Source organism: Serratia sp. CY82433 (assembly GCF_052166535.1).
Taxonomy (GTDB): Bacteria; Pseudomonadota; Gammaproteobacteria; order Enterobacterales; family Enterobacteriaceae; genus Serratia; species Serratia sarumanii.
Map to the genome: position 1 here is coordinate 93,578 of NZ_JBJNOR010000008.1, position 21,859 is coordinate 115,436.

A 21,859-nucleotide genomic window follows, 5' to 3' on the forward strand; every position below is an offset into this window, starting at 1 on the left:
GGCGGGCAAAATGCGAGCTAACGCTGCACCCGGCGCGTTAGCCGTGTATACTGTGCGGAGAAAATACACATCCGCTGTTATTGGCATATCAACCGTTATCAACGAACATCATCATGGCTCAAGGCACGCTTTATATTGTCTCTGCTCCCAGTGGCGCAGGTAAATCAAGTCTGATTCAGGCTTTGTTAAAGACGCAACCGCTGTACGACACGCAGGTTTCAGTTTCGCACACCACGCGCGACAGCCGCCCGGGTGAAAATCACGGCGAGCACTATTTCTTCGTCTCGAAAGACGAATTCCGCCGGATGATCGAGCAGGACGCGTTTCTTGAGCACGCCGAAGTGTTCGGCAACTATTACGGCACCTCGCGCGCCGCCATCGAACAAGTATTGTCGACCGGCGTGGACGTGTTTCTGGATATCGACTGGCAGGGCGCGCAGCAAATCCGCGCCAAAATGCCGCAGGCGCGCAGCATCTTCATTCTGCCGCCGTCGAAGGAAGAACTGGGCCGCCGCCTGCGCGGGCGCGGGCAGGATTCCGAAGAGGTGATCGCCAAGCGCATGGCTCAGGCCGTGGCGGAAATGACGCATTACGCGGAGTACGATTACCTGATCGTGAACGATGATTTCGATCTGGCGCTGTCCGATCTGAAGACCATCATTCGCGCCGAGCGCCTGCGTTTGGGCCGCCAGTTGCTGCGGCATGACGCTTTAATCAGCAAACTATTGGCAGACTGAAGGCAGTTTCAGTATCATGCCCAGTCTTTTCGTCACCTGTGGAGTAGCACAAATATGGCACGCGTAACTGTTCAAGACGCTGTAGAGAAAATTGGTAACCGTTTTGACCTGGTGTTGGTCGCTGCTCGTCGGGCGCGTCAGATCCAGACCGGCGGCAAAGATGCACTGGTTCCGGAAGAGAACGACAAGTACACCGTTATCGCCCTGCGCGAAATCGAAGAAGGCCTGATCACCAGCCAGATCCTCGACGTGCGTGAGCGCCAGGAGCAGCAAGAGCAGGAAGCCGCAGAGATTCAAGCGGTTACCGCGATTGCTGAAGGTCGTCGTTAATTAGACTGCGAGTCCGCCTTGTACCTGTTTGAAAGCCTGAATCTGCTGATTCAACGTTACCTGCCCGAGGAGCAGATTAAGCGCCTCAAACAGGCATACCTCGTCGCGCGCGACGCGCACGAGGGCCAGACACGCTCCAGCGGTGAGCCTTACATTACTCACCCGGTCGCCGTGGCCTGCATCCTGGCGGAAATGCGTCTCGATCACGAGACGCTGATGGCGGCATTGCTGCACGACGTCATCGAAGACACCCCAGCCACCTATCAAGATATGGAACAGCTGTTCGGCAAGAGCGTCGCCGAACTGGTTGAGGGCGTCTCCAAGCTCGACAAGCTGAAGTTCCAGGACAAGAAAGAAGCGCAGGCGGAAAACTTCCGCAAGATGATCATGGCGATGGTGCAGGATATCCGCGTCGTGCTGATCAAGCTGGCCGACCGTACGCACAACATGCGCACCCTCGGTTCGCTGCGCCCCGACAAACGCCGGCGCATCGCGCGTGAAACCCTGGAAATCTACAGCCCGCTCGCCCACCGTCTGGGTATTCATCACCTGAAGACCGAGCTGGAAGAGCTGGGCTTCGAGGCGCTGTACCCGAACCGTTATCGCGTGATCAAGGAAGTGGTGAAAGCCGCACGCGGCAACCGCAAAGAGATGATTCAAAAAATCCTCTCCGAGATCGAAGGGCGACTGACCGAAGCCGGCATCGCCTGCCGCGTCAGCGGGCGGGAAAAACACCTCTACTCCATCTACCTCAAGATGCACCTCAAGGAACAGCGTTTCCATTCCATCATGGATATCTACGCGTTCCGGGTGATCGTGAAAGAGGTCGATACCTGCTACCGCGTGCTCGGCCAGGTGCACAGCCTGTACAAACCGCGCCCGGGGCGAGTGAAAGATTACATCGCCATTCCCAAGGCCAACGGCTATCAATCGCTGCATACCTCGCTGATCGGCCCGCACGGCGTGCCGGTCGAAGTGCAGATCCGCACCGAAGACATGGATCAGATGGCTGAGATGGGGGTGGCCGCGCACTGGGCTTACAAGGAAAGAGAACAGGGCGAAACCGGCACCACGGCGCAGATCCGCGCCCAGCGCTGGATGCAAAGCCTGCTGGAGCTGCAGCAAAGCGCCGGTAGTTCGTTTGAGTTTATCGAGAGCGTCAAATCCGATCTGTTCCCGGATGAGATTTACGTTTTCACCCCGGAAGGCCGCATCGTCGAGCTGCCCGCCGGCGCCACGCCGGTCGATTTCGCCTATGCGGTGCATACCGATATCGGCCATGCCTGCGTCGGCGCGCGCGTCGATCGTCAGCCGTACCCGCTGTCGCAGTCGCTGACCAGCGGCCAGACCGTCGAGATCATCACCGCGCCGGGCGCGCGGCCCAACGCCGCCTGGCTGAACTTCGTGGTCAGCTCGAAAGCGCGCGCCAAAATTCGCCAGATGCTGAAGAACCTCAAGCGCGACGACTCCGTCGGCCTCGGCCGCCGTCTGCTCAACCACGCGCTGGGCGGCAGCCGCAAGCTGGCCGAAATCCCGCAGGAAAACATTCAGCACGAGCTGGACCGTATGAAGCTGGCGACGCTGGACGATCTGCTGGCGGAAATCGGCCTCGGCAACGCCATGAGCGTGGTGGTGGCGAAGAACCTGCAGGGCGATCAGTCCAGCCTGGGCGCATCCTCCGGCGTGCGTAACCTGGCCATCAAGGGCGCCGACGGGGTGTTGATCACCTTCGCCAAGTGCTGCCGCCCGATTCCGGGCGATCCGATTATCGCTCACGTCAGCCCGGGCAAAGGGCTGGTGATCCACCATGAGTCCTGCCGCAATATTCGCGGCTATCAGAAAGAGCCTGAGAAGTTCATGGCGGTCGAGTGGGATAAAGAGACCGAGCAGGAGTTCATCGCCGAGATCAAGGTGGATATGTTCAACCACCAGGGCGCGTTGGCCAACCTGACGGCGGCGATCAACGCGGCCGAGTCCAATATTCAGAGCCTGAACACCGAAGAGAAAGACGGTCGGGTTTATAGCGCCTTTATCCGCTTGACCACCCGCGATCGCATCCATTTGGCAAACATTATGCGTAAAATCCGTATCATGCCGGATGTGATCAAAGTTAACCGCAACCGAAACTAGCGCTTATGAGTCCTGAACGCTATGCGCGGATTTGTGAAATGCTCGCGACCCGGCAGCCGGATTTGACGGTCTGCCTGGAGCAAGTGCACAAGCCGCATAACGTCTCCGCCATTATCCGCACCGCCGACGCCGTCGGCGTGCATCAGGTCCACGCCGTGTGGCCCACCACCCGCATGCGCACCCTGGTTTCCTCCGCCGCCGGCAGCAACAGCTGGGTCAGCGTCAAAACCCATCGTTCCATCGGCGACGCGGTCGGTCATCTGAAAGCGCAGGGCATGCAAATTCTGGCCACCAATCTGTCTGCGCGCGCGGTCGATTTCCGCGAGGTGGACTACACCCGGCCCACCTGCGTGCTGCTCGGCCAGGAAAAAACCGGCATCACCGAAGAAGCGCTGGCGCTGGCCGATCAGGACATCGTCATTCCGATGATCGGCATGGTGCAATCGCTCAACGTCTCCGTGGCCTCGGCGCTGATCCTGTATGAAGCGCAGCGCCAGCGGCAGAACGCCGGCCTGTATCGCCGCGACAACAGCATGCTGGATGAAGAAGAGCAGCAGCGTCTGCTGTTCGAAGGCGGTTACCCGGTGCTGGCCAACGTGGCCAAGCGCAAAGGGCTGCCGCGCCCGCAGATTGACGAGCAGGGCCAGGTGGTCGCCAGCGCCGAATGGTGGGCGGCCATGCAGGCGACGGTGCGCAAATGAAAGGCCGCCTGCTGGATGCTGTCCCACTCACCACGCTTTCCGGGGTTGGCGCCAGCCAGGCGGGCAAACTGGCCAAACTCGGCCTCGAGACCATTCAGGATCTGCTGCTGCACCTGCCGCTGCGCTACGAAGACCGCACTCGCCTCTACCCGATCAACGATCTGCTGCCGGGTATCTACGCCACGGTAGAAGGGGAAGTGCTGCGCAGCGACATCAGCTTCGGCCGCCGCCGCATGCTGACCTGCCAGATCAGCGACGGCACCGGCATCCTCACCATGCGGTTCTTCAACTTCAACGCCGCAATGAAGAACAGCCTGGCCACCGGCCGCCGCGTGACCGCCTACGGCGAGATCAAGCGCGGCAACCACGGCGCGGAAATCATCCATCCGGAATACCGCATTCAGGGCGAAGCCAGCGAGGTTGAGCTGCAAGAGTCGCTGACGCCGGTCTACCCCACCACCGAAGGGGTGCGGCAGGCCACGCTGCGCAAGCTAACCGATCAGGCGCTGGAGCTGCTGGATACCTGCGCTATCGCCGAGCTGCTGCCGCCGGAGCTGAGCGGCGGCCTGATGAGCCTGCCGCACGCGCTGCACACCCTGCATCGCCCGCCGCCGGACATCCAGCTGGCGGATCTGGAGCTGGGCAAACACCCGGCGCAAAAACGCCTGATCCTTGAAGAGCTGCTGGCGCATAACCTCAGCATGCTGGCGGTGCGCGCCGGCGCGCAGAGCTATCAGGCGCAGCCGCTGCTGCCGGACGATCGGCTGAAAAACCGTTTTCTCGCCCAGCTGCCGTTCTCGCCGACCGGCGCGCAAACGCGAGTGGTGGCCGACATCGAAGCCGATATGCAAAAAGACTTCCCGATGATGCGGCTGGTGCAGGGCGACGTCGGCTCCGGCAAAACGCTGGTGGCGGCGCTGGCGGCGCTGCGCGCCATCGCGCACGGCAAGCAGGTAGCGCTGATGGCGCCGACCGAGCTACTGGCCGAGCAGCACGCCAACAATTTCCGTCAGTGGTTTGAACCGCTGGGACTGGAGGTCGGCTGGCTGGCCGGCAAACAGAAAGGCAAGGCGCGCATCGCGCAGCAGGAGGCTATCGCCAGCGGCCAGGTGTCGATGGTGGTCGGCACCCACGCCATCTTCCAGGAGCAGGTGCAGTTCAACGGCCTGGCGCTGGTGATCATTGATGAGCAGCACCGCTTCGGGGTGCATCAGCGGCTGGCGCTGTGGGAGAAGGGCGAAGAGCAAGGCTTCCACGCCCATCAGCTGATCATGACCGCCACGCCGATCCCGCGCACGCTGGCGATGACCGCCTATGCCGATCTCGATACCTCGGTCATCGACGAGCTGCCGCCGGGCCGTACGCCGGTGACCACCGTCGCCATCCCCGATACCCGCCGCGCCGACATCATTCAACGGGTGAAGAGCGCCTGTCTGGAAGAGGGGCGGCAGGCTTACTGGGTATGTACGCTGATCGAAGAGTCCGAGCTGCTGGAAGCGCAGGCGGCGGAAGCCACCTGGGAAGAACTGAAAACCGCGCTGCCAGAGCTGAAGGTAGCGCTGGTGCACGGCCGCATGAAAGCGCAGGAAAAGCAGGCGGTGATGCAGGCGTTTAAACAGGGCGAGCTGCAGCTGTTGGTGGCCACTACGGTGATCGAAGTCGGCGTCGACGTGCCGAACGCCAGCCTGATGATCATCGAAAACCCGGAGCGGCTGGGCCTGGCTCAGCTGCACCAGCTGCGCGGCCGCGTAGGGCGCGGCGCCGTGGCCTCACACTGCGTGCTGCTGTACAAAACGCCGCTGAGCAAGACTGCGCAAACGCGCCTGCAGGTGCTGCGCGACAGCAATGATGGCTTCGTCATCGCGCAGCGCGATCTGGAGATCCGCGGCCCGGGCGAGCTGCTGGGCACCCGCCAGACCGGCAGCGCCGAATTCAAGGTGGCGGATCTGCTGCGCGATCAGGCGATGATCCCCGAAGTGCAGCGCGTCGCTCGCCATCTCCATCAGCACTATCCGGAGCACGCCCAGGCGCTGATCGAACGCTGGCTGCCGGAGAAGGCGCGCTACTCCAACGCATAAAAAAGGGCGCCGCAGGCGCCCTTTTCGCGATGACCCGCGATATCACCCCACCGCCGGGAACACCGGCAGCAGCAGATACAGCTTGATGACGATGGCATTGGCGATATCGATAAAGAACGCCCCCACCATCGGCACCACCAAAAACGCCACGTGCGACGGGCCGAAACGATCGGTGATCGCCTGCATGTTGGCGATCGCCGTCGGCGTGGCGCCCATGCCGAAGCCGCAGTGGCCGGCAGCCAGCACCGCCGCGTCGTAGTTTTTACCCATCACCCGATAGGTGACGAAGATCGCGTACAGCGCCATGACCAGCGTCTGCACCGCCAGGATCGCCAGCATCGGCAGCGCCAGCGAGGCCAGCTCCCACAGGCGCAGGCTCATCAACGCCATCGCCAGGAACAGCGACAGGCTGACGTTGCCCAGCACCGACACCGCCCGCTCGAACACGGTATAGAAACCGGTGAAGGCCAGCGTGTTGCTGAGGATCACCCCGACGAACAGCACGCAGACGAAGTTCGGCAGTTCAAACACCGTGCCGCTCAGCAGGCCGGCAATCAGCTGCCCCAGACTCAGACAGATGGCGATCATGGCGATGGTTTCGATCATCACCAGCGAGGTGATCAGACGGCCGCTTTCCGGCTTCTCGAAGCCGCTCGGCTGCACGCTGTCATCCGGGGTGCCTTCCGGCGTGGAGGAGTGCTTGACCAGATAGCGCGCCACCGGGCCGCCGATCAGGCCGCCCAGCACCAGGCCGAAGGTGGCGCAGGCCATGGCGACTTCCGTGGCGTTCTCGAAGCCGTAGCGCTCGATGAATAGCTTGCTCCAGGCCGCCCCGGTGCCGTGGCCGCCCGACAGGGTGATCGACCCGGCGATCAGGCCCATCAGCGGATCCAACCCCAGCATTTTCGCCATGCCGATGCCGATGGCGTTCTGCACGATAAGCAGCCCCAGCACCACGAACAGGAACACCACCAGCACCTTGCCGCCGGCGCGCAAACGCGCCAGGTTGGCGTTCAGGCCGATGGTGGCGAAGAAGGCCAGCATCAGCGGATCCTTCAGCGACATGTCAAAACTGATTTCCCAGTTGACGAGCTTTTTCAGGGCTAACAGCAGGAGGGCCACCAGCAAACCGCCGGCGACGGGAGCGGGAATGGTATATTTTCGCAGCAGAGGAATGGTTCTGACGCACTTGCCCCCGAGGAGCAAAACCAGCGTCGCCGCGACTAACGTGCCATAAGTATCAAGATGAAACATCCAGGTACTCCATGTAAGGAAAAAGATCCAAATAAAAATAATAAGTTATAGAAAACCACTGAGTTTTTAAACTTGATGAGTGCAGGATTAGAAGTAAAAAACGCTGAGATGACAAGAAAAAATGAATGAAAATGCGACATAAACAGGAAAGTCGGCAACATAATATTTACGCGCAACCGTTTGCTTTTGTGGGGCGGAGCATTAAAATGCCTGCTTTGCCGTATCTGGAAACGCCACACCATGAGCATGTCATCCTCCGAGCTTGATGCCGCGCGCCAAGCCGCCTCAGAACCCCGCGCCAGTGAACTGATTTATCGCCTGGAAGATCGCCCGCCGCTGCCGCAAACGCTGTTTGCCGCCGGCCAGCATCTGCTGGCGATGTTCGTCGCGGTGATCACCCCGGCCCTGCTGATCTGCCAGGCGCTGGGCCTGCCGGCACAGGATACCCAGCACATCATCAGCATGTCGCTGTTCGCCTCCGGTCTGGCTTCCATTCTGCAAATCAAAACCTGGGGGCCGGTGGGTTCCGGGCTGCTGTCGATTCAGGGCACCAGCTTCAACTTTGTTTCGCCGCTGATCATGGGCGGCCTGGCGCTGAAAAACGGCGGCGCCGACGTGCCGACCATGATGGCCGCGCTGTTCGGTACCCTGATGGTCGCCTCCTGCACCGAAATTCTGCTGTCGCGCGTGCTGCATCTGGCGCGCCGCATCATCACCCCGCTGGTTTCCGGCATCGTGGTGATGATCATCGGCCTGTCGCTGATTCAGGTCGGCCTGACCTCGATCGGCGGCGGCTACGCCGCGATGAACGATCATAGCTTCGGCTCGCCGAAAAACCTGCTGCTGGCCGGCGCGGTGCTGGCGGTAATCATCCTGCTGAACCGCCAGCGCAACCCTTACCTGCGCGTGGCTTCGCTGGTGATCGCCATGGCGGTCGGCTATCTGTTGGCCTGGGCGATGGACATGCTGCCCGCCGATGCACCGGCGGCCCCCACGGCGGCAATCACTATCCCCACGCCACTCTATTACGGCCTGGGCTTCGACTGGAACCTGCTGCTGCCGCTGATGCTGATCTTTATGGTCACCTCGCTCGAGACCATCGGCGACATCACCGCCACCTCCGACGTCTCCGAACAGCCGGTCAGCGGGCCGCTGTATATGAAGCGCCTGAAGGGCGGCGTGCTGGCCAACGGCCTGAACTCGATGCTGTCGGCGGTGTTCAACACCTTCCCCAACTCCTGCTTCGGCCAGAACAATGGCGTGATCCAACTGACCGGCGTCGCCAGCCGCTACGTCGGCTTCGTGGTGGCGCTGATGCTGATCGCGCTGGGGCTGTTCCCGGCGGTGGCCGGCTTCGTGCAGCACATCCCCGAACCGGTACTGGGCGGCGCGACCATCGTGATGTTCGGCACCATCGCCGCCTCCGGCGTGCGCATCGTGTCGCGCGAGCGTCTGAATCGCCGCGCCATTATGATCATGGCGCTGTCGCTGGCCGTCGGCATGGGCGTCTCCCAGCAGCCGCTGATCCTGCAGTTCGCGCCGGACTGGCTGAAAACCCTGCTCTCTTCCGGCATCGCCGCCGGCGGCATTACCGCCATCGTGCTGAACCTGGTGTTCCCGCAGGAATACGAGAAGAAGTAACCCGTCCATCGGCGTTCAAACGGCCGCTTGCGGCCGTTTTTTATTGTCTATCAGACCATTGCCCTTGAGATGCCCGGCCAATTGCGGCATAAACAGGGTATCTTTTTTGACCGATGCGGATGTAGACGATGAAATTTATCGGAAAGCTGTTGCTGACGTTGCTGCTGCTGATCGTGCTGGCGGCAGTGGTACTGTACCTGGTGGGGCAAACCCGCTGGGCGGCAGGCCGCCTGAGCGCCTGGATCAGCGACAACAGCGAATACCGCCTGTCGATAGGAAAAATCACCCATTCGTGGAGCCAGCCGAACCAGATTGAGCTGGAAGACGTGCAACTGGCGCGCAACGGCCAGCCGCAGGCGCTGGTCGCCAAACGCGTCGATCTGGGCCTCAGCCTGCGCCAAATCACCGAGCCGCGCTATTTTCACAGCGTCACGCTGCGCGACGGCACGCTGAACGTGCAGCCGCAGGCGGCGGCGCTGCCTGTACAGGCCGACGTGCTGCAGCTGAGCAACATGGCGTTGCAGTCCAACGATAACGAGTGGCAACTCAACGCGCAGCAGGTCACTGCCGGCATCACGCCGTGGCGCCCGCTGGCCGGTCATCTGCTGGGGGACAACAACCAGTTCCAGTTCAGCGCCGGTTCGATGACGCTGAATGGCATCCCCGCCTCGAAGGTGTTGGTGCAGGGGGAGCAGAAGCAGGGCCAGCTGCTGTTGAACAACTTCGGCGCCGATCTGGCGCAGGGCGACCTGACCGGCGTGGCCAGCCGCGCCGCCGACGGCAGTTGGCAGGTGGATCGCCTGCGGCTGAGCGGCGTGCGCATGCAGACCCCGCTGACGCTGGCGGAATTCATGCAGCGCTTTACCACCCTGCCGCCGGTCACCCTCAAGCGTTTCGATCTGATCGACGCGCGCCTGGAAGGCAAGGCATGGGCGTTTAACGATCTCGATCTGTCGCTGCAAAACGTCAGCGTCGAAAAAGGCGACTGGCGCAGCGAAGACGGCTCGCTCAACGTCAACGCCAGCGACGTGATCAACGGCGGCTTCCACCTGATCGATCCGATCGCCACCCTGCGGCTCTCCTCCGCCGGCATCGCCATTCAACAGTTCACCACCCGCTGGGAAGGCGGGCTGCTGCGCACCTCCGGCAACTGGCTGCGCGCCGGCAAACGCCTGCAGCTGGATGAGGTGGCCATGGCGGCGCTGGAGTACACCCTGCCGAGCGACTGGCGCGAACTGTGGCTGAAACCGCTGCCGGACTGGCTGGCGGAGGTGTACGTCACCAAGCTGACCACCAACCGCAATCTGATCATCGATATCAACCCGGCATTCCCGTTCCAGATCACCGCGCTGGACGGCTACGGCAGCAACCTGCTGCTGGCGCGCGATCGCCAGTGGGGCATATGGTCCGGATCGCTCAACCTGAACGGCAGCGAGGCGACCTTCAACAAGATAGACGTGCGGCGCCCTTCGCTGGCGCTGAACGCCGACGCCAATCAGATTAACGTCACCGAGCTCAGCGCCTTTATGCCTAATGGGTTGCTTGAGGCCAAAGCGACCGTCGATCAGCTGCCGGGCAAGCCGTTCCAGCTGACGCTGCGCGGCCGTTCGGTACCGATCAACACCTTGCAGCAATGGGGATGGCAGCCGGTGCCGCTGACGGGCGACGGCAACCTTGAGCTGCAGTTGAAAGGGCTGCTGAACAGCGACGGGCCGTTCAAAGCCTCGTTGAAGGGAAATCTGCAGGCCACCGCCGGCGACGGCCAAGCGGTGAACCAGCAACTGCCGTAATGCCCTGCGCGGCCCGCCCTCAGGCAGGCCGCCGTCTTACTCTTCCAGCGCCTCAGAGCCGCCCTGATCCAGCGGCACATCCGGCTCGGCCGGCAGCACCATGTAGGTGCCTTCGAACACCGCACCTTTATCCTCGTCGCCGAACAGATGCACTTCGGCGTGCACGCGCGCGCGGCGGCCGCGCGCCAGACGCGCCAAATCGCCGCTCAGCGAGCCGAGATCCGCCACCGCTCGCGGCCTGCCGGTAATCGGTTTGCTGTAGCGAATGTGCGCGTCCGCCAGAATGATGGTGCCGCCGAGGTGGCGCTCGCGCAGCAGCAGCCAAATCAGCCCCCAGGCGGTCAGCGTCGCCAGCGAGAACAGGCTGCCGGCGAACAGCGTGTGGTGCGGATTCTGGTTGCCGGTCTCGGGCATGGTGGTGACGAAGCGCTGGCCGGTGTATTGGCTGATGCGCACGCCCATCTTTTCGCTCAGCGGGATGTGTTCATACCAGGCCTGCTGCAATTGGCCGCACCAGTCGGGGCGATGCAGGATATCGTCCAGCGTCGCTACCGGTTTGATCATCAAAAAGTGGCGGATCGGGGTGGTCTGCGGCGCAGTGATCTCCCCCTGATTGACGAACCCCAGCTTGGCGAAGAAGTCCACCGCGTCTTCACGGGCGCTGCACACCACCCGCTTCACGCCCTCCTGCCGCGCGACGGACTCCAGCGTCATCGCCACCAGCGTCCCCAGCCCTTTATCCTGCAGCGTCGGGTCTACCGCCAGAAAACGGATCGCCGCCTCGTTGTCGGCATTGATGTACAGCCGCCCGATGGCGACGATTTTACCGGCCTCGTCCACCACCATTTGGTGATGGGCCATGGCGTCATAGGCATCCTTTTCCGAACCCACCGGCTGGTGCAGCGGCTTGCGCAGCATTTCCCAGCGAAACTGGTAATACTCCTTCAGTTCTTGCTCTGTTACGGGTACTCGTAGGTGATACATAGACGCCTGTTCTCCGAATGCTTAGACCTGTAGCCAGAATGTCACCGGACCATCGTTGACCAGCGCCACCTGCATGTCGGCGGCGAATTCGCCGGTCTGGGTCTCTACGCCGCGTTCGCGGCACTGGCCAACAAAATATTGATACAACCGATCGGCGACCAAAGGTGCGGCGCCGCGCGAGAAGCTGGGCCGCATGCCCTTTTGGGTGTCCGCCGCCAGGGTGAACTGCGAAACGACCAGCACGCTGCCCCCGGCCTGCTGGACGTTGAGATTCATCTTGTCGTTCTCGTCGCCGAAAATGCGGTATCCCAACACGCGTTCGCACAGGCGCTGCGCTTTTTGCTCGTTATCGCCCTGCTCCACGCCCAATAACACTAACAAACCGGGGCCAATCTTGCCTACCGTCTCGCCACCCACCGTGACGCTGGCGTTTAACACCCGTTGAATCAACGCAATCATTCCTGCTGCCCTTCTGGTTTCTGTTCCTGTTGCTCCGCCTTCTGCCGGCGGTAGTCGCGGTATTCGCCGATGGTCACGGTGATTTCCGCGCCGAGTAACACGATACACCAGCTCCAGTAGACCCACAGGAATAAAATCGGGATCACCGCCAGCACGCCGTAAATCAGCTGGTAGGAAGGGAACATGGTGACGTACAGCGCGAATCCCTTCTTGCCCAGCTCGAACAGCAATCCGGCCACCAGCGCGCCAATCAGCGCATCTTTGGGCGGCACCCGCACCGTCGGCACGATGCAATACAGCAGCCAGAAGGAAGCGCACGACAAAATCAGCGGGAAGATGCGCAGCACCTGATCCACCAGGCCGTTGACGCCGGTCTGCGCCAGCCAGTTGAGCGACAGCAGGTAGGAGCTGATGGCCATGCTGGCACCCACCAGCAGCGGCCCCAGCGTCAGCACCATCCAGTACACGGCGAAGGAGAAGACGATCGGCCGCTTGTTCTTGCTGCGCCAGATGGTGTTCAGCACGCTGTCCACCGAGGAGATCAACAGCAGCGCGGTGACGATCAGCCCGCAGGTGCCGACGGCGGTCATCTTGTTGGAGTTGGCGACGAACTGTTCCAGGTAGTTCTGTATGACGTTGCCGGCGGCCGGCACGAAATTGGAAAAGATGAAGCTCTTCAGCTGTTCGCTGATGTCGGAAAACATCGGGAAAGCGGCGAACAGCGCGAACACCACGGTGACCAGCGGCACCAGCGACAGCAGGGAAACATAGGCGAGATGGCCCGCCAACATCGTCAGGCCATCGTGATCGATACGCTGGTACAGCAGCCGTCCGAAGGTGACGCCGGGCTTAATCGCAGAGGGCAACTTCTTGCGGCGGAAAAACGACATGGTCACTCCTTGATGTCCGTTGATACGCCTTAAGCTTAACGCGCCCTACGCTCATTGAGCAAAATAGGCCGGCACCACGTCGCGATCGGTGACGTGCACCGTCTTGATCCCCAACGCCTGCGCGGCGAGGACGTTCGCCGGGTGATCGTCGAAGAACACCGCGTCGGCGGCGGCGGTGTTTTCCGCGGCCAGCACATGCTGGTAGATCTCGGCCTCCGGCTTGCGCATGCCGAGATCTTGCGACAGATAGAGATGATCGGCGGCGGCGGCCACTTCAGGATAGTGCTGCGGCCAGTAGTTGCAGTGCAGACGGTTGGTGTTCGACAGCACCACCACCCGGTGGCCCTCGTTGCGCAGGCGCTGCATGATGTCGATCACTTCCGGGCGCAGCGCGACGAATACCGCCTGCCAGCCGGTGGCGAATTGCTCGAAGCTGAGCGCGATGCCCATTTCATCGCACAGCTTGCCGGCGAAGTCTTCGTCGCTGATTTCACCGCGCTCATGCTGCTGGAACACCTCACCCATAGTGAAACGATCGGACAGCACCGCCAACGGCGTGCCGCTCAAATTGCTCCACACGCCCAGCACACGCTTGAAATCGATATCGACGATCACATTACCTAAATCAAAGATATACAGCATAGTCCTCTCCTGATGGGCCGGTGAGATTTCACTGTAGCGGGAAAAGGAACAGCTGAACAGGGAACGAACGGAAAAGCGCATAGCGCGCCGCACAAACGGGGAACAACAGAGGAAAAAACTCAGGGCGCGAGAACCGCGCCCTAAGCATGAGGCACTCAATCAGCGATTAAGCGTCTTTAGGACCGCGGCTGGCACGCTTACGATCGTTTTCCGTCAGGTGACGCTTACGGATACGGATCGAGGTTGGCGTCACTTCTACCAGTTCGTCGTCATCGATGAACTCCAGAGCTTGCTCCAGGGTCATTTTGATGGCCGGAACCAGGGTAGTCGCTTCGTCAGTACCGGAAGCACGCATGTTGGTCAGCTTCTTACCGGTCAGGCAGTTTACGGTCAGGTCGTTGGAACGCGAGTGAATACCGATGATCTGGCCTTCATACACTTCCGCACCGTGGCCCAGGAACAGCTTGCCGCGATCCTGCAGGCCGAACAGCGCGAACGCGACCGCTTTGCCTTGGCCGTTGGAGATCAGCACGCCGTTCTGACGCTGGCCCACTTCGCCCGGACGCACGTCGTCGTAGTGGCTGAAGGTGGAGTACAGCAGACCGGTGCCCGAAGTCATGGTCATGAATTCGTTACGGAAGCCGATCAGACCGCGGCTTGGGATCACGTAGTCGAGACGCACGCGGCCCTTACCGTCCGGATCCATGTTTTTCAGGTCGGCTTTACGCTCGCCCATCGCCTGCATCACGGAACCCTGATGCTGCTCTTCGATATCCAGCGTCACGTTCTCGAATGGCTCCTGCTTGCGGCCATCGATTTCGCGGAAGATAACTTTCGGACGGGAAACCGCCAGCTCGAAACCTTCGCGACGCATGTTTTCGATCAGCACCGACAGGTGCAGTTCGCCACGGCCGGAAACGCGGAAGGCGTCCGCATCGTCGGTTTCTTCAACGCGCAGCGCCACGTTGTGCACCAACTCCTTGTTCAGACGGTCAAGGATCTGACGCGACGTCACGTACTTGCCTTCTTTACCGCAGAACGGCGAGGTGTTGACGTTGAAGAACATGGTGACGGTCGGTTCGTCGACGGACAGCGCCGGCAGCGCTTCTACGGCGTTGGTGTCGCAGATGGTGTCGGAGATGTTCAGCTCGCCCAGGCCGGTGATGGCGATGATGTCGCCCGCTTCCGCCAGGGTGCTGTCGATACGCTCCAGCCCCAGGTGGCCCAGCACTTTGCCCACTTTACCGTTGCGAGTTTTACCTTCGCTGTCGATGATGGTGACCTGCTGGTTCGGCTTCACTTTACCGCGCTTGATGCGGCCGATGCCGATAACGCCCAGGTAGTTGTTGTAGTCCAACTGGGAGATCTGCATCTGGAATGGCGCTTCCAGCTCAACCTGCGGCGCAGACACGTGGTCGACGATCGCCTGATACAGCGGGGTCATGTCTTCCGCCATGTCGGTGTGGTCGACGCCGGCGATGCCGTTCAGCGCAGAAGCGTAGATGATCGGGAAGTCGAGCTGCTCGTCGGTCGCGTCGAGGTTCACGAACAGGTCGAACACCTGATCCACAACCCAGTCAGGGCGCGCGCCAGGACGGTCAACCTTGTTGATGACCACGATCGGCTTCAGACCGTTGGCGAAGGCCTTCTTGGTCACGAAGCGGGTTTGCGGCATAGGGCCATCCATTGCATCCACAACCAGCAGCACCGAGTCAACCATCGACATCACGCGCTCTACCTCGCCGCCGAAGTCGGCGTGTCCTGGGGTATCCACGATGTTGATACGGTAACCGTTCCAATTAATGGCGGTGTTTTTTGCGAGGATGGTAATCCCACGCTCTTTCTCCAAATCGTTGGAGTCCATTACGCGTTCGGTGGCTTCCGCACGCTCTCCGAAAGTACCGGATTGTTGCAGCAGCTTATCAACCAGGGTGGTTTTACCATGGTCAACGTGGGCAATAATGGCGATGTTACGCAAATTTTCGATCACAGCTTTGCCTCGGGCATTAGAAATAGCGCGCTATTGTACACGTATTAAGCGAGGGACTAAACAAGATCACAACCATCTCTTATAAACAACCGCGTACCGGTCAGTTTGTGATCCCTTTCACGGTGCAAAAAGCCGCAATCGCTGCACTTTTGCACCATTTCGGTGCCTGCACCCGCCCTTATTGCACCATAGCAGTGCAATTTATCGTTGGTGGTGCATACTGTGGCTGGGTAAAACCCGCCCAGAAAGGCGATGAACGCCTTTTTAAAAAGTTGGCACGCTTTTCGCTTTAGTCTTTTCAAGGCGAAAAAAAGCCAGTTCCACAGATTCGTTCCACGACGACGACAATGATAAACCGGGAGAGTTAAGTATGTCCGCTGAACACGTTTTGACGATGCTGAATGAGCATGAAGTGAAATTCGTAGACCTGCGTTTCACTGACACCAAGGGTAAGGAACAGCACGTGACTATCCCGGCTCACCAGGTAAACGCCGACTTCTTCGAAGAAGGCAAAATGTTTGACGGCTCCTCTATCGGTGGTTGGAAGGGCATCAACGAATCTGACATGGTGCTGATGCCGGACGCCAGCACGGCGGTTCTGGATCCGTTCTTCGAAGAACCTACCCTGATCATTCGCTGCGACATTCTCGAGCCGGGCACCATGCAAGGCTACGATCGCGACCCGCGCTCCATCTCCAAACGCGCCGAAGACTTCCTGCGCTCCTCCGGCATCGCGGATACCGTGCTGTTCGGGCCAGAGCCTGAGTTCTTCCTGTTCGACGACATCCGCTTCGGCAGCAGCATCCGCGGTTCCCACGTGGCCATCGACGACATCGAAGGCGCTTGGAACTCCGGCACAAAATACGACGGCGGCAACAAAGGCCACCGTCCGGCGGTGAAAGGCGGTTACTTCCCGGTTCCACCGGTCGACTCTTCGCAGGATCTGCGTTCCACCATGTGCTTGACCATGGAAGAGATGGGCCTGGTGGTTGAAGCGCACCACCACGAAGTGGCGACCGCCGGTCAAAACGAAGTGGCAACCCGCTTCAACACCATGACCAAGAAAGCCGACGAAATTCAGATCTACAAATACGTGGTGCACAACGTGGCGCACGCTTTCGGCAAAACCGCGACCTTCATGCCGAAGCCTATGTTCGGCGACAACGGTTCCGGCATGCACTGCCACATGTCGCTGTCCAAGAACGGCACCAACCTGTTCGCCGGCGACAAATACGGCGGCCTGTCTGAAACCGCGCTGTTCTACATCGGCGGCATCATCAAGCACGCCAAGGCGATCAACGCCCTGGCCAACCCGACCACCAACTCGTACAAACGTTTGGTGCCGGGTTACGAAGCGCCGGTGATGCTGGCTTACTCCGCCCGTAACCGCTCCGCGTCCATCCGTATCCCGGTGGTCGCCAGCCCGAAAGCGCGCCGCATCGAAGCCCGCTTCCCGGATCCGGCGGCTAACCCATACCTGTGCTTCGCCGCGCTGCTGATGGCCGGCCTGGACGGCATCATCAACAAGATCCACCCTGGCGACGCCATGGACAAAAACCTGTACGACCTGCCGCCGGAAGAAGAAGCCGAGATCCCAAAAGTGGCCGGCTCGCTGGACGAGGCGATGGCCGCACTGAACGAAGACCGCGAGTTCCTGACCCGCGGTGGCGTGTTCACCGACGATGCGATCGATGCCTACATCGAACTGCGCAAAGAAGAGATGGACCGCATTCGCATGACGCCACACCCGGTTGAGTTCGAACTGTACTACAGCGTCTAAGCCCTACCCGCGCCGTCTGCGCAGGTGGACGGCGCCCACATTTTTGTTATCGCTTTTTTGTTGCCGTGGAAACTTTCAGCCCATCTTCGGATGGGTTTTTTTCTCCACCGTATTTTCTGCAAAACTATTCCATACCGCGCCGATCCCGGATGGAGTAGGATAGATGCACTAAAAAGGTGCAGGAGTCTGCTGTATGGCAACTGGCAAGCTGCCCGATGCTGGGCAGATCCTCAATTCACTCATCAACAGCATCCTGCTGTTGGATGACTCTCTGGCGGTTCACTACGCCAACCCTGCGGCACAGCAATTGCTGGCGCAAAGCTCCCGCAAGCTGTTCGGCACGCCGCTGCCCGATTTGCTCGGTTATTTTTCGCTGAACGTCTCTTTGATGCGTGAAAGCCTGCGCGCCGGTCAGGGCTTCACCGACAACGAAGTGACCCTGGTGGTCGACGGCCGTGCGCATATCCTTTCCCTGACCGCTCAGGCGCTGCCGGAAGGCTATATTCTGGTCGAGCTGGCGCCGATGGACAATCAGCGCCGCCTGAGCCAGGAACAGCTGCAGCATGCCCAACAGGTGGCGGCCCGCGATCTGGTGCGCGGTTTGGCGCACGAGATTAAAAATCCGCTGGGCGGTCTGCGCGGCGCGGCACAGCTGCTGGCCAAGGCGCTGCCCGATCCGGCGCTGACCGAATACACCAAGGTGATCATCGAGCAGGCCGATCGGCTGCGCAATCTGGTGGATCGCCTGCTCGGCCCGCAGCGGCCCGGCCAGCACATCACCCAGAGCATTCATCAGGTCGCGGAGCGCGTCTGCCAGCTGGTGTCGCTGGAAATGCCGGATAACGTCACGCTGGTGCGCGATTACGATCCGAGCCTGCCGGAAATGGCCCACGACCCGGATCAGATCGAGCAGGTGCTGCTGAACATCACCCGCAATGCGCTGCAGGCGCTGGGTGAGGCGGGCGGCACCATCACGCTGCGCACCCGCACCGCGTTTCAGATTACGCTGCACGGCACCCGCTACCGGCTGGCGGCGCGCATCGACGTCGAAGACGACGGCCCCGGCGTGCCGGCGCAGCTGCAGGACACGCTGTTCTACCCGATGGTCAGCGGCCGCGAGGGCGGCACCGGCCTGGGATTATCCATCGCCCGCAATCTTATCGATCAGCATTGCGGAAAAATTGAATTCAACAGTTGGCCAGGTCATACCGAATTCTCGGTCTACCTGCCCATTCGTCAGTGAGGTTTGCTATGCAACGAGGGATAGTCTGGATCGTCGATGACGATAGCTCCATCCGCTGGGTGCTTGAGCGCGCGCTCACCGGCGCGGGCCTGAGCTGCGCCACCTTCGAAGGCGGCAATGACGTGCTGGAAGCCTTGGCCACGCAAACCCCCGACGTGCTGCTGTCCGATATCCGCATGCCGGGCATAGACGGCCTGGCGCTGCTCAAGCAGATCAAACAGCGCCACCCGATGCTGCCGGTGATCATCATGACCGCGCATTCGGATTTGGACGCCGCCGTCAGCGCCTATCAGCAAGGGGCCTTCGACTACCTGCCGAAGCCGTTCGACATCGACGAAGCGGTGGCGCTGGTCGAGCGCGCCATCAGCCATTATCAGGAGCAGCAGCAGCCGGTGCGCAGCCAGCCGGCCAGCGATCCGGCGGCGGACATCATCGGCGAGGCACCGGCGATGCAGGACGTGTTTCGCATCATCGGCCGGCTGTCGCGTTCGTCGATCAGCGTGCTGATCAACGGCGAATCCGGCACCGGCAAGGAGCTGGTGGCGCATGCGCTGCACCGCCACAGCCCGCGCGCCAAGTCGCCGTTCATCGCCCTGAACATGGCCGCCATCCCCAAGGATCTGATCGAGTCCGAGCTGTTCGGCCACGAGAAAGGCGCCTTCACCGGCGCGAACCAAATTCGTCAGGGCCGTTTTGAACAGGCTGACGGCGGCACGCTGTTCCTCGACGAGATCGGCGATATGCCGCTCGACGTGCAAACGCGCCTGCTGCGGGTGCTGGCGGACGGCCAGTTCTACCGGGTCGGCGGCTATGCGCCGGTGAAGGTCGACGTGCGCATCATCGCTGCCACACACCAGAATCTGGAGCTGCGGGTGCAGGAAGGCAAGTTCCGCGAGGATCTGTTCCACCGCCTGAACGTGATCCGCGTACACCTGCCGCCGCTGCGCGAGCGCCGTGAAGACATCCCGCGACTGGCGCGCCACTTCCTGCAGATCGCCGCCAAAGAGTTAGGCGTCGAGGCCAAGAACCTGCACCCGGAAACCGAAACCGCGCTGACCCGCCTGCCCTGGCCGGGCAACGTGCGCCAGCTGGAGAACACCTGCCGCTGGCTGACGGTGATGGCCGCCGGGCAGGAAGTGCTGATCCAGGATCTGCCGGGTGAGCTGTTCGAAACCGCCGCGCCGGAAAGCCCCAGCCACAGTCTGCCGGACAGCTGGGCCACGCTGCTGGCGCAGTGGGCCGATCGCGCGCTGCGTTCCGGTCATCAAAACCTGCTGTCGGAAGCACAGCCGGAGATGGAGCGCACGCTGCTCACCACCGCGCTGCGCCACACCCAGGGGCACAAACAGGAAGCCGCGCGCCTGCTGGGCTGGGGGCGCAATACCCTGACCCGCAAGCTCAAAGAGCTGGGTATGGAATAGGAACGGGGATGGATGATGAAAAACGCCGTCCGGCGCACAAAAAAACGCCAACCGCAGGCTTTACAGCCGGTGCGGGCGCAGTATGATCGTGTCGCACACTCTGGAGGTTGACGATGCTGGACTCATTCATCGTATTCATTTCTCAGGGCGCGGAGCTGGGCTCCGCCGCCAGCCACACCCCGCAGGCGGCGGTTGCCGCGGTATTGTGCGCCGCGCTGATTAACTTCTTCAGTTAAAAAAACAGCCGCATCAGCGGCTGTTTTTTCATCCTCAGATCACCCGTGAGAATTGCTGGCTGCGCGCCTGTTGCCGCAGATAGCGGTCGAAACACATGCAGATATTGCGGATCAGCAAGCGCCCGCGCGGCGTGACGCGAATGCCCTGCTCGTCGCGCTCCACCAGCCCATCGCGTTCAAACGGCGCCAGCAGCTGCAGGTCTTCGGCGAAGTAGGCGGTGAAATCGATGCCGTATTGCCGTTCGAGCGGCTGATACGCCAACCGGAAATTGCAGATCAGGATTTTGATCAGATCGCGCCGCAGGCAATCGTCGTCCGTCAGCGCCAGCCCGCGCCACAGGGCGTTGCCCTGCGCTGGTACGCTCTCATAGTAACGCTTCAGCTCTTTCTGGTTCTGCGCATAGCTGTCGCCGAGCATGCTGATGGCCGACACGCCCAGCCCCAGCAGATCGCTGTCGCCCTGGGTGGTATAGCCCTGGAAATTGCGGTGCAGCTTGCCTTCGCGTTGGGCGATTGCCAGCTCGTCGTCCGGGCGCGCAAAGTGATCCATGCCGATGAACTGATAGCCGGCGCCGGTCAGGAAAGCGATGCTCTGCTGCAGAATATCCAGCTTCTGCTGGGCGCTGGGCAGATCGGCGTCTTTGATTTTGCGCTGGGCGGCGAACAAGTTTGGCATATGCGCGTAGTTGAACACGCTGAGGCGATCGGGATTCAGTTCAGCCACCCGCTGCAGCGTGAAAGCGAAGCTTTCCGGCGTCTGTTTCGGCAGGCCGTAGATCAGATCGATATTGGTCGAGCGGAAGCCCAGCGCTTTGGCCCGCTCAATCAGGGCGAAGATAAAGGCTTCGTCCTGCTCGCGGTTGACCAACTGCTGCACCTGCTTGTTGAAATCCTGCACCCCCATGCTCAGACGGTTAAAGCCTTCGACGCGTAAATGATCGAGCACATCCAGCGCTATCTCGCGCGGATCGACCTCGATCGACATCTCCGCATCGGGCAGGAAATCAAAGTGTTCGCGCAGCAACGCCACCAACCGGCTGATTTGCGCTTTATCCAGGTAGGTCGGCGTACCGCCGCCCCAGTGCATCTGGCCGACCTTGCGGCCGGCGAACAGCGGCGCACGGCTGGCGATCTCTTGCGCCAAAACGTTCAGGTACTCGTCGGCCTTGTGGGTCTGGCGCGTCACCAGCTTGTTGCAGCCGCAGAAGTAACACAGCTTATGACAGAAAGGGATATGCACATACAGCGACAGCGGCCGCTCAGGGTAACGCGCAGCGGCGCGTTGAAACGCCGCTTCGTCGTAGCGCTGGTTAAACTCCAGCGCCGTGGGGTATGAAGTATAACGCGGCCCTGAGTAGTTATATTTTTGGATCAGGGCCAAATCCCAGACAATCGTCTGCTCTGACATGCTCACTCCTTCCGATATCTTTTTCTACCGGGCCTGGAGAGAGGCGGTTGTCTGCGCTGTCTGGCCACGGAAGCGCTGCGAAAACGCGCTTTGCGCTTAGACAGCCGCCATAGTTTACCGAATAACCACAGCAGATAACACATCA

The 21,859-nt window shown here is 61.0% G+C and carries 18 protein-coding genes; 11 read left to right on the forward strand and 7 right to left on the reverse strand.

What is annotated here, in order from left to right:
- Positions 1-113: 113 nt before the first annotated feature.
- The 5 genes from gmk to recG are packed head-to-tail and all read left to right on the forward strand — an operon-like array spanning position 114 to position 5,976.
- Complete coding sequence (gene gmk, locus ACJ8PI_RS23755; protein ID WP_033636481.1) at positions 114-737, forward strand: guanylate kinase; 624 nt, start codon at positions 114-116, stop codon at positions 735-737.
- A gap of 54 nt (positions 738-791) precedes the next feature.
- Entirely contained in the window at positions 792-1,067 is a 276-nt protein-coding gene (gene rpoZ / locus ACJ8PI_RS23760; protein WP_004931221.1) for a DNA-directed RNA polymerase subunit omega, read from the forward strand.
- An 18-nt stretch (positions 1,068-1,085) separates the two neighbouring features.
- The gene (gene spoT, locus ACJ8PI_RS23765; RefSeq protein ID WP_019452189.1) at positions 1,086-3,197 is read left to right on the forward strand and encodes a bifunctional GTP diphosphokinase/guanosine-3',5'-bis pyrophosphate 3'-pyrophosphohydrolase; all 2,112 of its coding nucleotides are present in this window, start codon (positions 1,086-1,088) and stop codon (positions 3,195-3,197) included.
- 5 nt (positions 3,198-3,202) lie between these two features.
- Positions 3,203-3,898, forward strand: coding sequence for a tRNA (guanosine(18)-2'-O)-methyltransferase TrmH (trmH, locus tag ACJ8PI_RS23770; RefSeq protein WP_041037384.1), 696 nt, complete (start codon positions 3,203-3,205; stop codon positions 3,896-3,898).
- Complete coding sequence (gene recG, locus ACJ8PI_RS23775; RefSeq protein WP_041037382.1) at positions 3,895-5,976, forward strand: ATP-dependent DNA helicase RecG; 2,082 nt, start codon at positions 3,895-3,897, stop codon at positions 5,974-5,976. Before trmH ends, recG begins: the two co-directional genes overlap by 4 nt.
- A 42-nt stretch (positions 5,977-6,018) precedes the next feature.
- Here the strand turns inward: recG and gltS are convergent, their stop codons facing one another.
- On the reverse strand, positions 6,019-7,230 hold the full coding sequence (gltS, locus tag ACJ8PI_RS23780; protein WP_033649747.1) for a sodium/glutamate symporter: 1,212 nt from the start codon (positions 7,228-7,230) through the stop codon (positions 6,019-6,021).
- Between the two features lie 240 nt (positions 7,231-7,470).
- On the opposite strand from gltS, the gene ACJ8PI_RS23785 reads away from it, so the two are divergent.
- Positions 7,471-8,871: a nucleobase:cation symporter-2 family protein gene (locus tag ACJ8PI_RS23785; protein ID WP_038872554.1), complete on the forward strand. Its 1,401-nt coding sequence runs from the start codon at positions 7,471-7,473 to the stop codon at positions 8,869-8,871.
- A gap of 128 nt (positions 8,872-8,999) precedes the next feature.
- Positions 9,000-10,661: an AsmA family protein gene (locus ACJ8PI_RS23790; RefSeq protein ID WP_033654517.1), complete on the forward strand. Its 1,662-nt coding sequence runs from the start codon at positions 9,000-9,002 to the stop codon at positions 10,659-10,661.
- Positions 10,662-10,697: 36 nt separating this feature from the next.
- On the opposite strand, the gene fabY is transcribed toward ACJ8PI_RS23790, so the two are convergent.
- From fabY to typA, 5 genes are all read right to left on the reverse strand, one after another.
- Positions 10,698-11,645 (reverse strand): fatty acid biosynthesis protein FabY, encoded by a 948-nt coding sequence (gene fabY, locus ACJ8PI_RS23795; RefSeq protein ID WP_033636491.1) that lies wholly within the window; start codon positions 11,643-11,645, stop codon positions 10,698-10,700.
- Between the two features lie 21 nt (positions 11,646-11,666).
- Complete coding sequence (gene dtd, locus ACJ8PI_RS23800; RefSeq protein ID WP_016929644.1) at positions 11,667-12,104, reverse strand: D-aminoacyl-tRNA deacylase; 438 nt, start codon at positions 12,102-12,104, stop codon at positions 11,667-11,669.
- A complete protein-coding gene (locus ACJ8PI_RS23805) occupies positions 12,101-12,994 on the reverse strand; it encodes a virulence factor BrkB family protein (RefSeq protein ID WP_033636493.1) in 894 nt (297 codons plus the stop codon). Before ACJ8PI_RS23805 ends, dtd begins: the two co-directional genes overlap by 4 nt.
- A 51-nt stretch (positions 12,995-13,045) precedes the next feature.
- Positions 13,046-13,636 carry a glucose-1-phosphatase gene (gene yihX, locus ACJ8PI_RS23810; protein WP_033636494.1) on the reverse strand — a complete coding sequence of 197 codons (591 nt, stop codon included), beginning with the start codon at positions 13,634-13,636 and terminating at the stop codon, positions 13,046-13,048.
- 166 nt (positions 13,637-13,802) lie between these two features.
- A complete protein-coding gene (gene typA, locus ACJ8PI_RS23815) occupies positions 13,803-15,626 on the reverse strand; it encodes a ribosome-dependent GTPase TypA (RefSeq protein WP_004931243.1) in 1,824 nt (607 codons plus the stop codon).
- Positions 15,627-15,996: 370 nt separating this feature from the next.
- Between typA and glnA the strand changes: the two genes are divergently transcribed.
- The 4 genes from glnA (at position 15,997) to ACJ8PI_RS23835 (ending at position 20,306) form a co-directional block, all read left to right on the forward strand.
- Positions 15,997-17,406, forward strand: coding sequence for a glutamate--ammonia ligase (gene glnA / locus ACJ8PI_RS23820; RefSeq protein WP_004931244.1), 1,410 nt, complete (start codon positions 15,997-15,999; stop codon positions 17,404-17,406).
- A gap of 193 nt (positions 17,407-17,599) precedes the next feature.
- Complete coding sequence (gene glnL, locus ACJ8PI_RS23825) at positions 17,600-18,649, forward strand: nitrogen regulation protein NR(II) (protein ID WP_004931246.1); 1,050 nt, start codon at positions 17,600-17,602, stop codon at positions 18,647-18,649.
- 8 nt (positions 18,650-18,657) lie between these two features.
- A complete protein-coding gene (gene glnG, locus ACJ8PI_RS23830; protein WP_015379452.1) occupies positions 18,658-20,070 on the forward strand; it encodes a nitrogen regulation protein NR(I) in 1,413 nt (470 codons plus the stop codon).
- A gap of 113 nt (positions 20,071-20,183) precedes the next feature.
- Positions 20,184-20,306 carry a YshB family small membrane protein gene (locus tag ACJ8PI_RS23835; RefSeq protein ID WP_015379453.1) on the forward strand — a complete coding sequence of 41 codons (123 nt, stop codon included), beginning with the start codon at positions 20,184-20,186 and terminating at the stop codon, positions 20,304-20,306.
- Between the two features lie 34 nt (positions 20,307-20,340).
- Here ACJ8PI_RS23835 and hemN read toward each other — a convergent pair whose 3' ends face one another.
- A complete protein-coding gene (gene hemN / locus ACJ8PI_RS23840) occupies positions 20,341-21,714 on the reverse strand; it encodes an oxygen-independent coproporphyrinogen III oxidase (protein ID WP_164134770.1) in 1,374 nt (457 codons plus the stop codon).
- Positions 21,715-21,859: the final 145 nt, after the last annotated feature.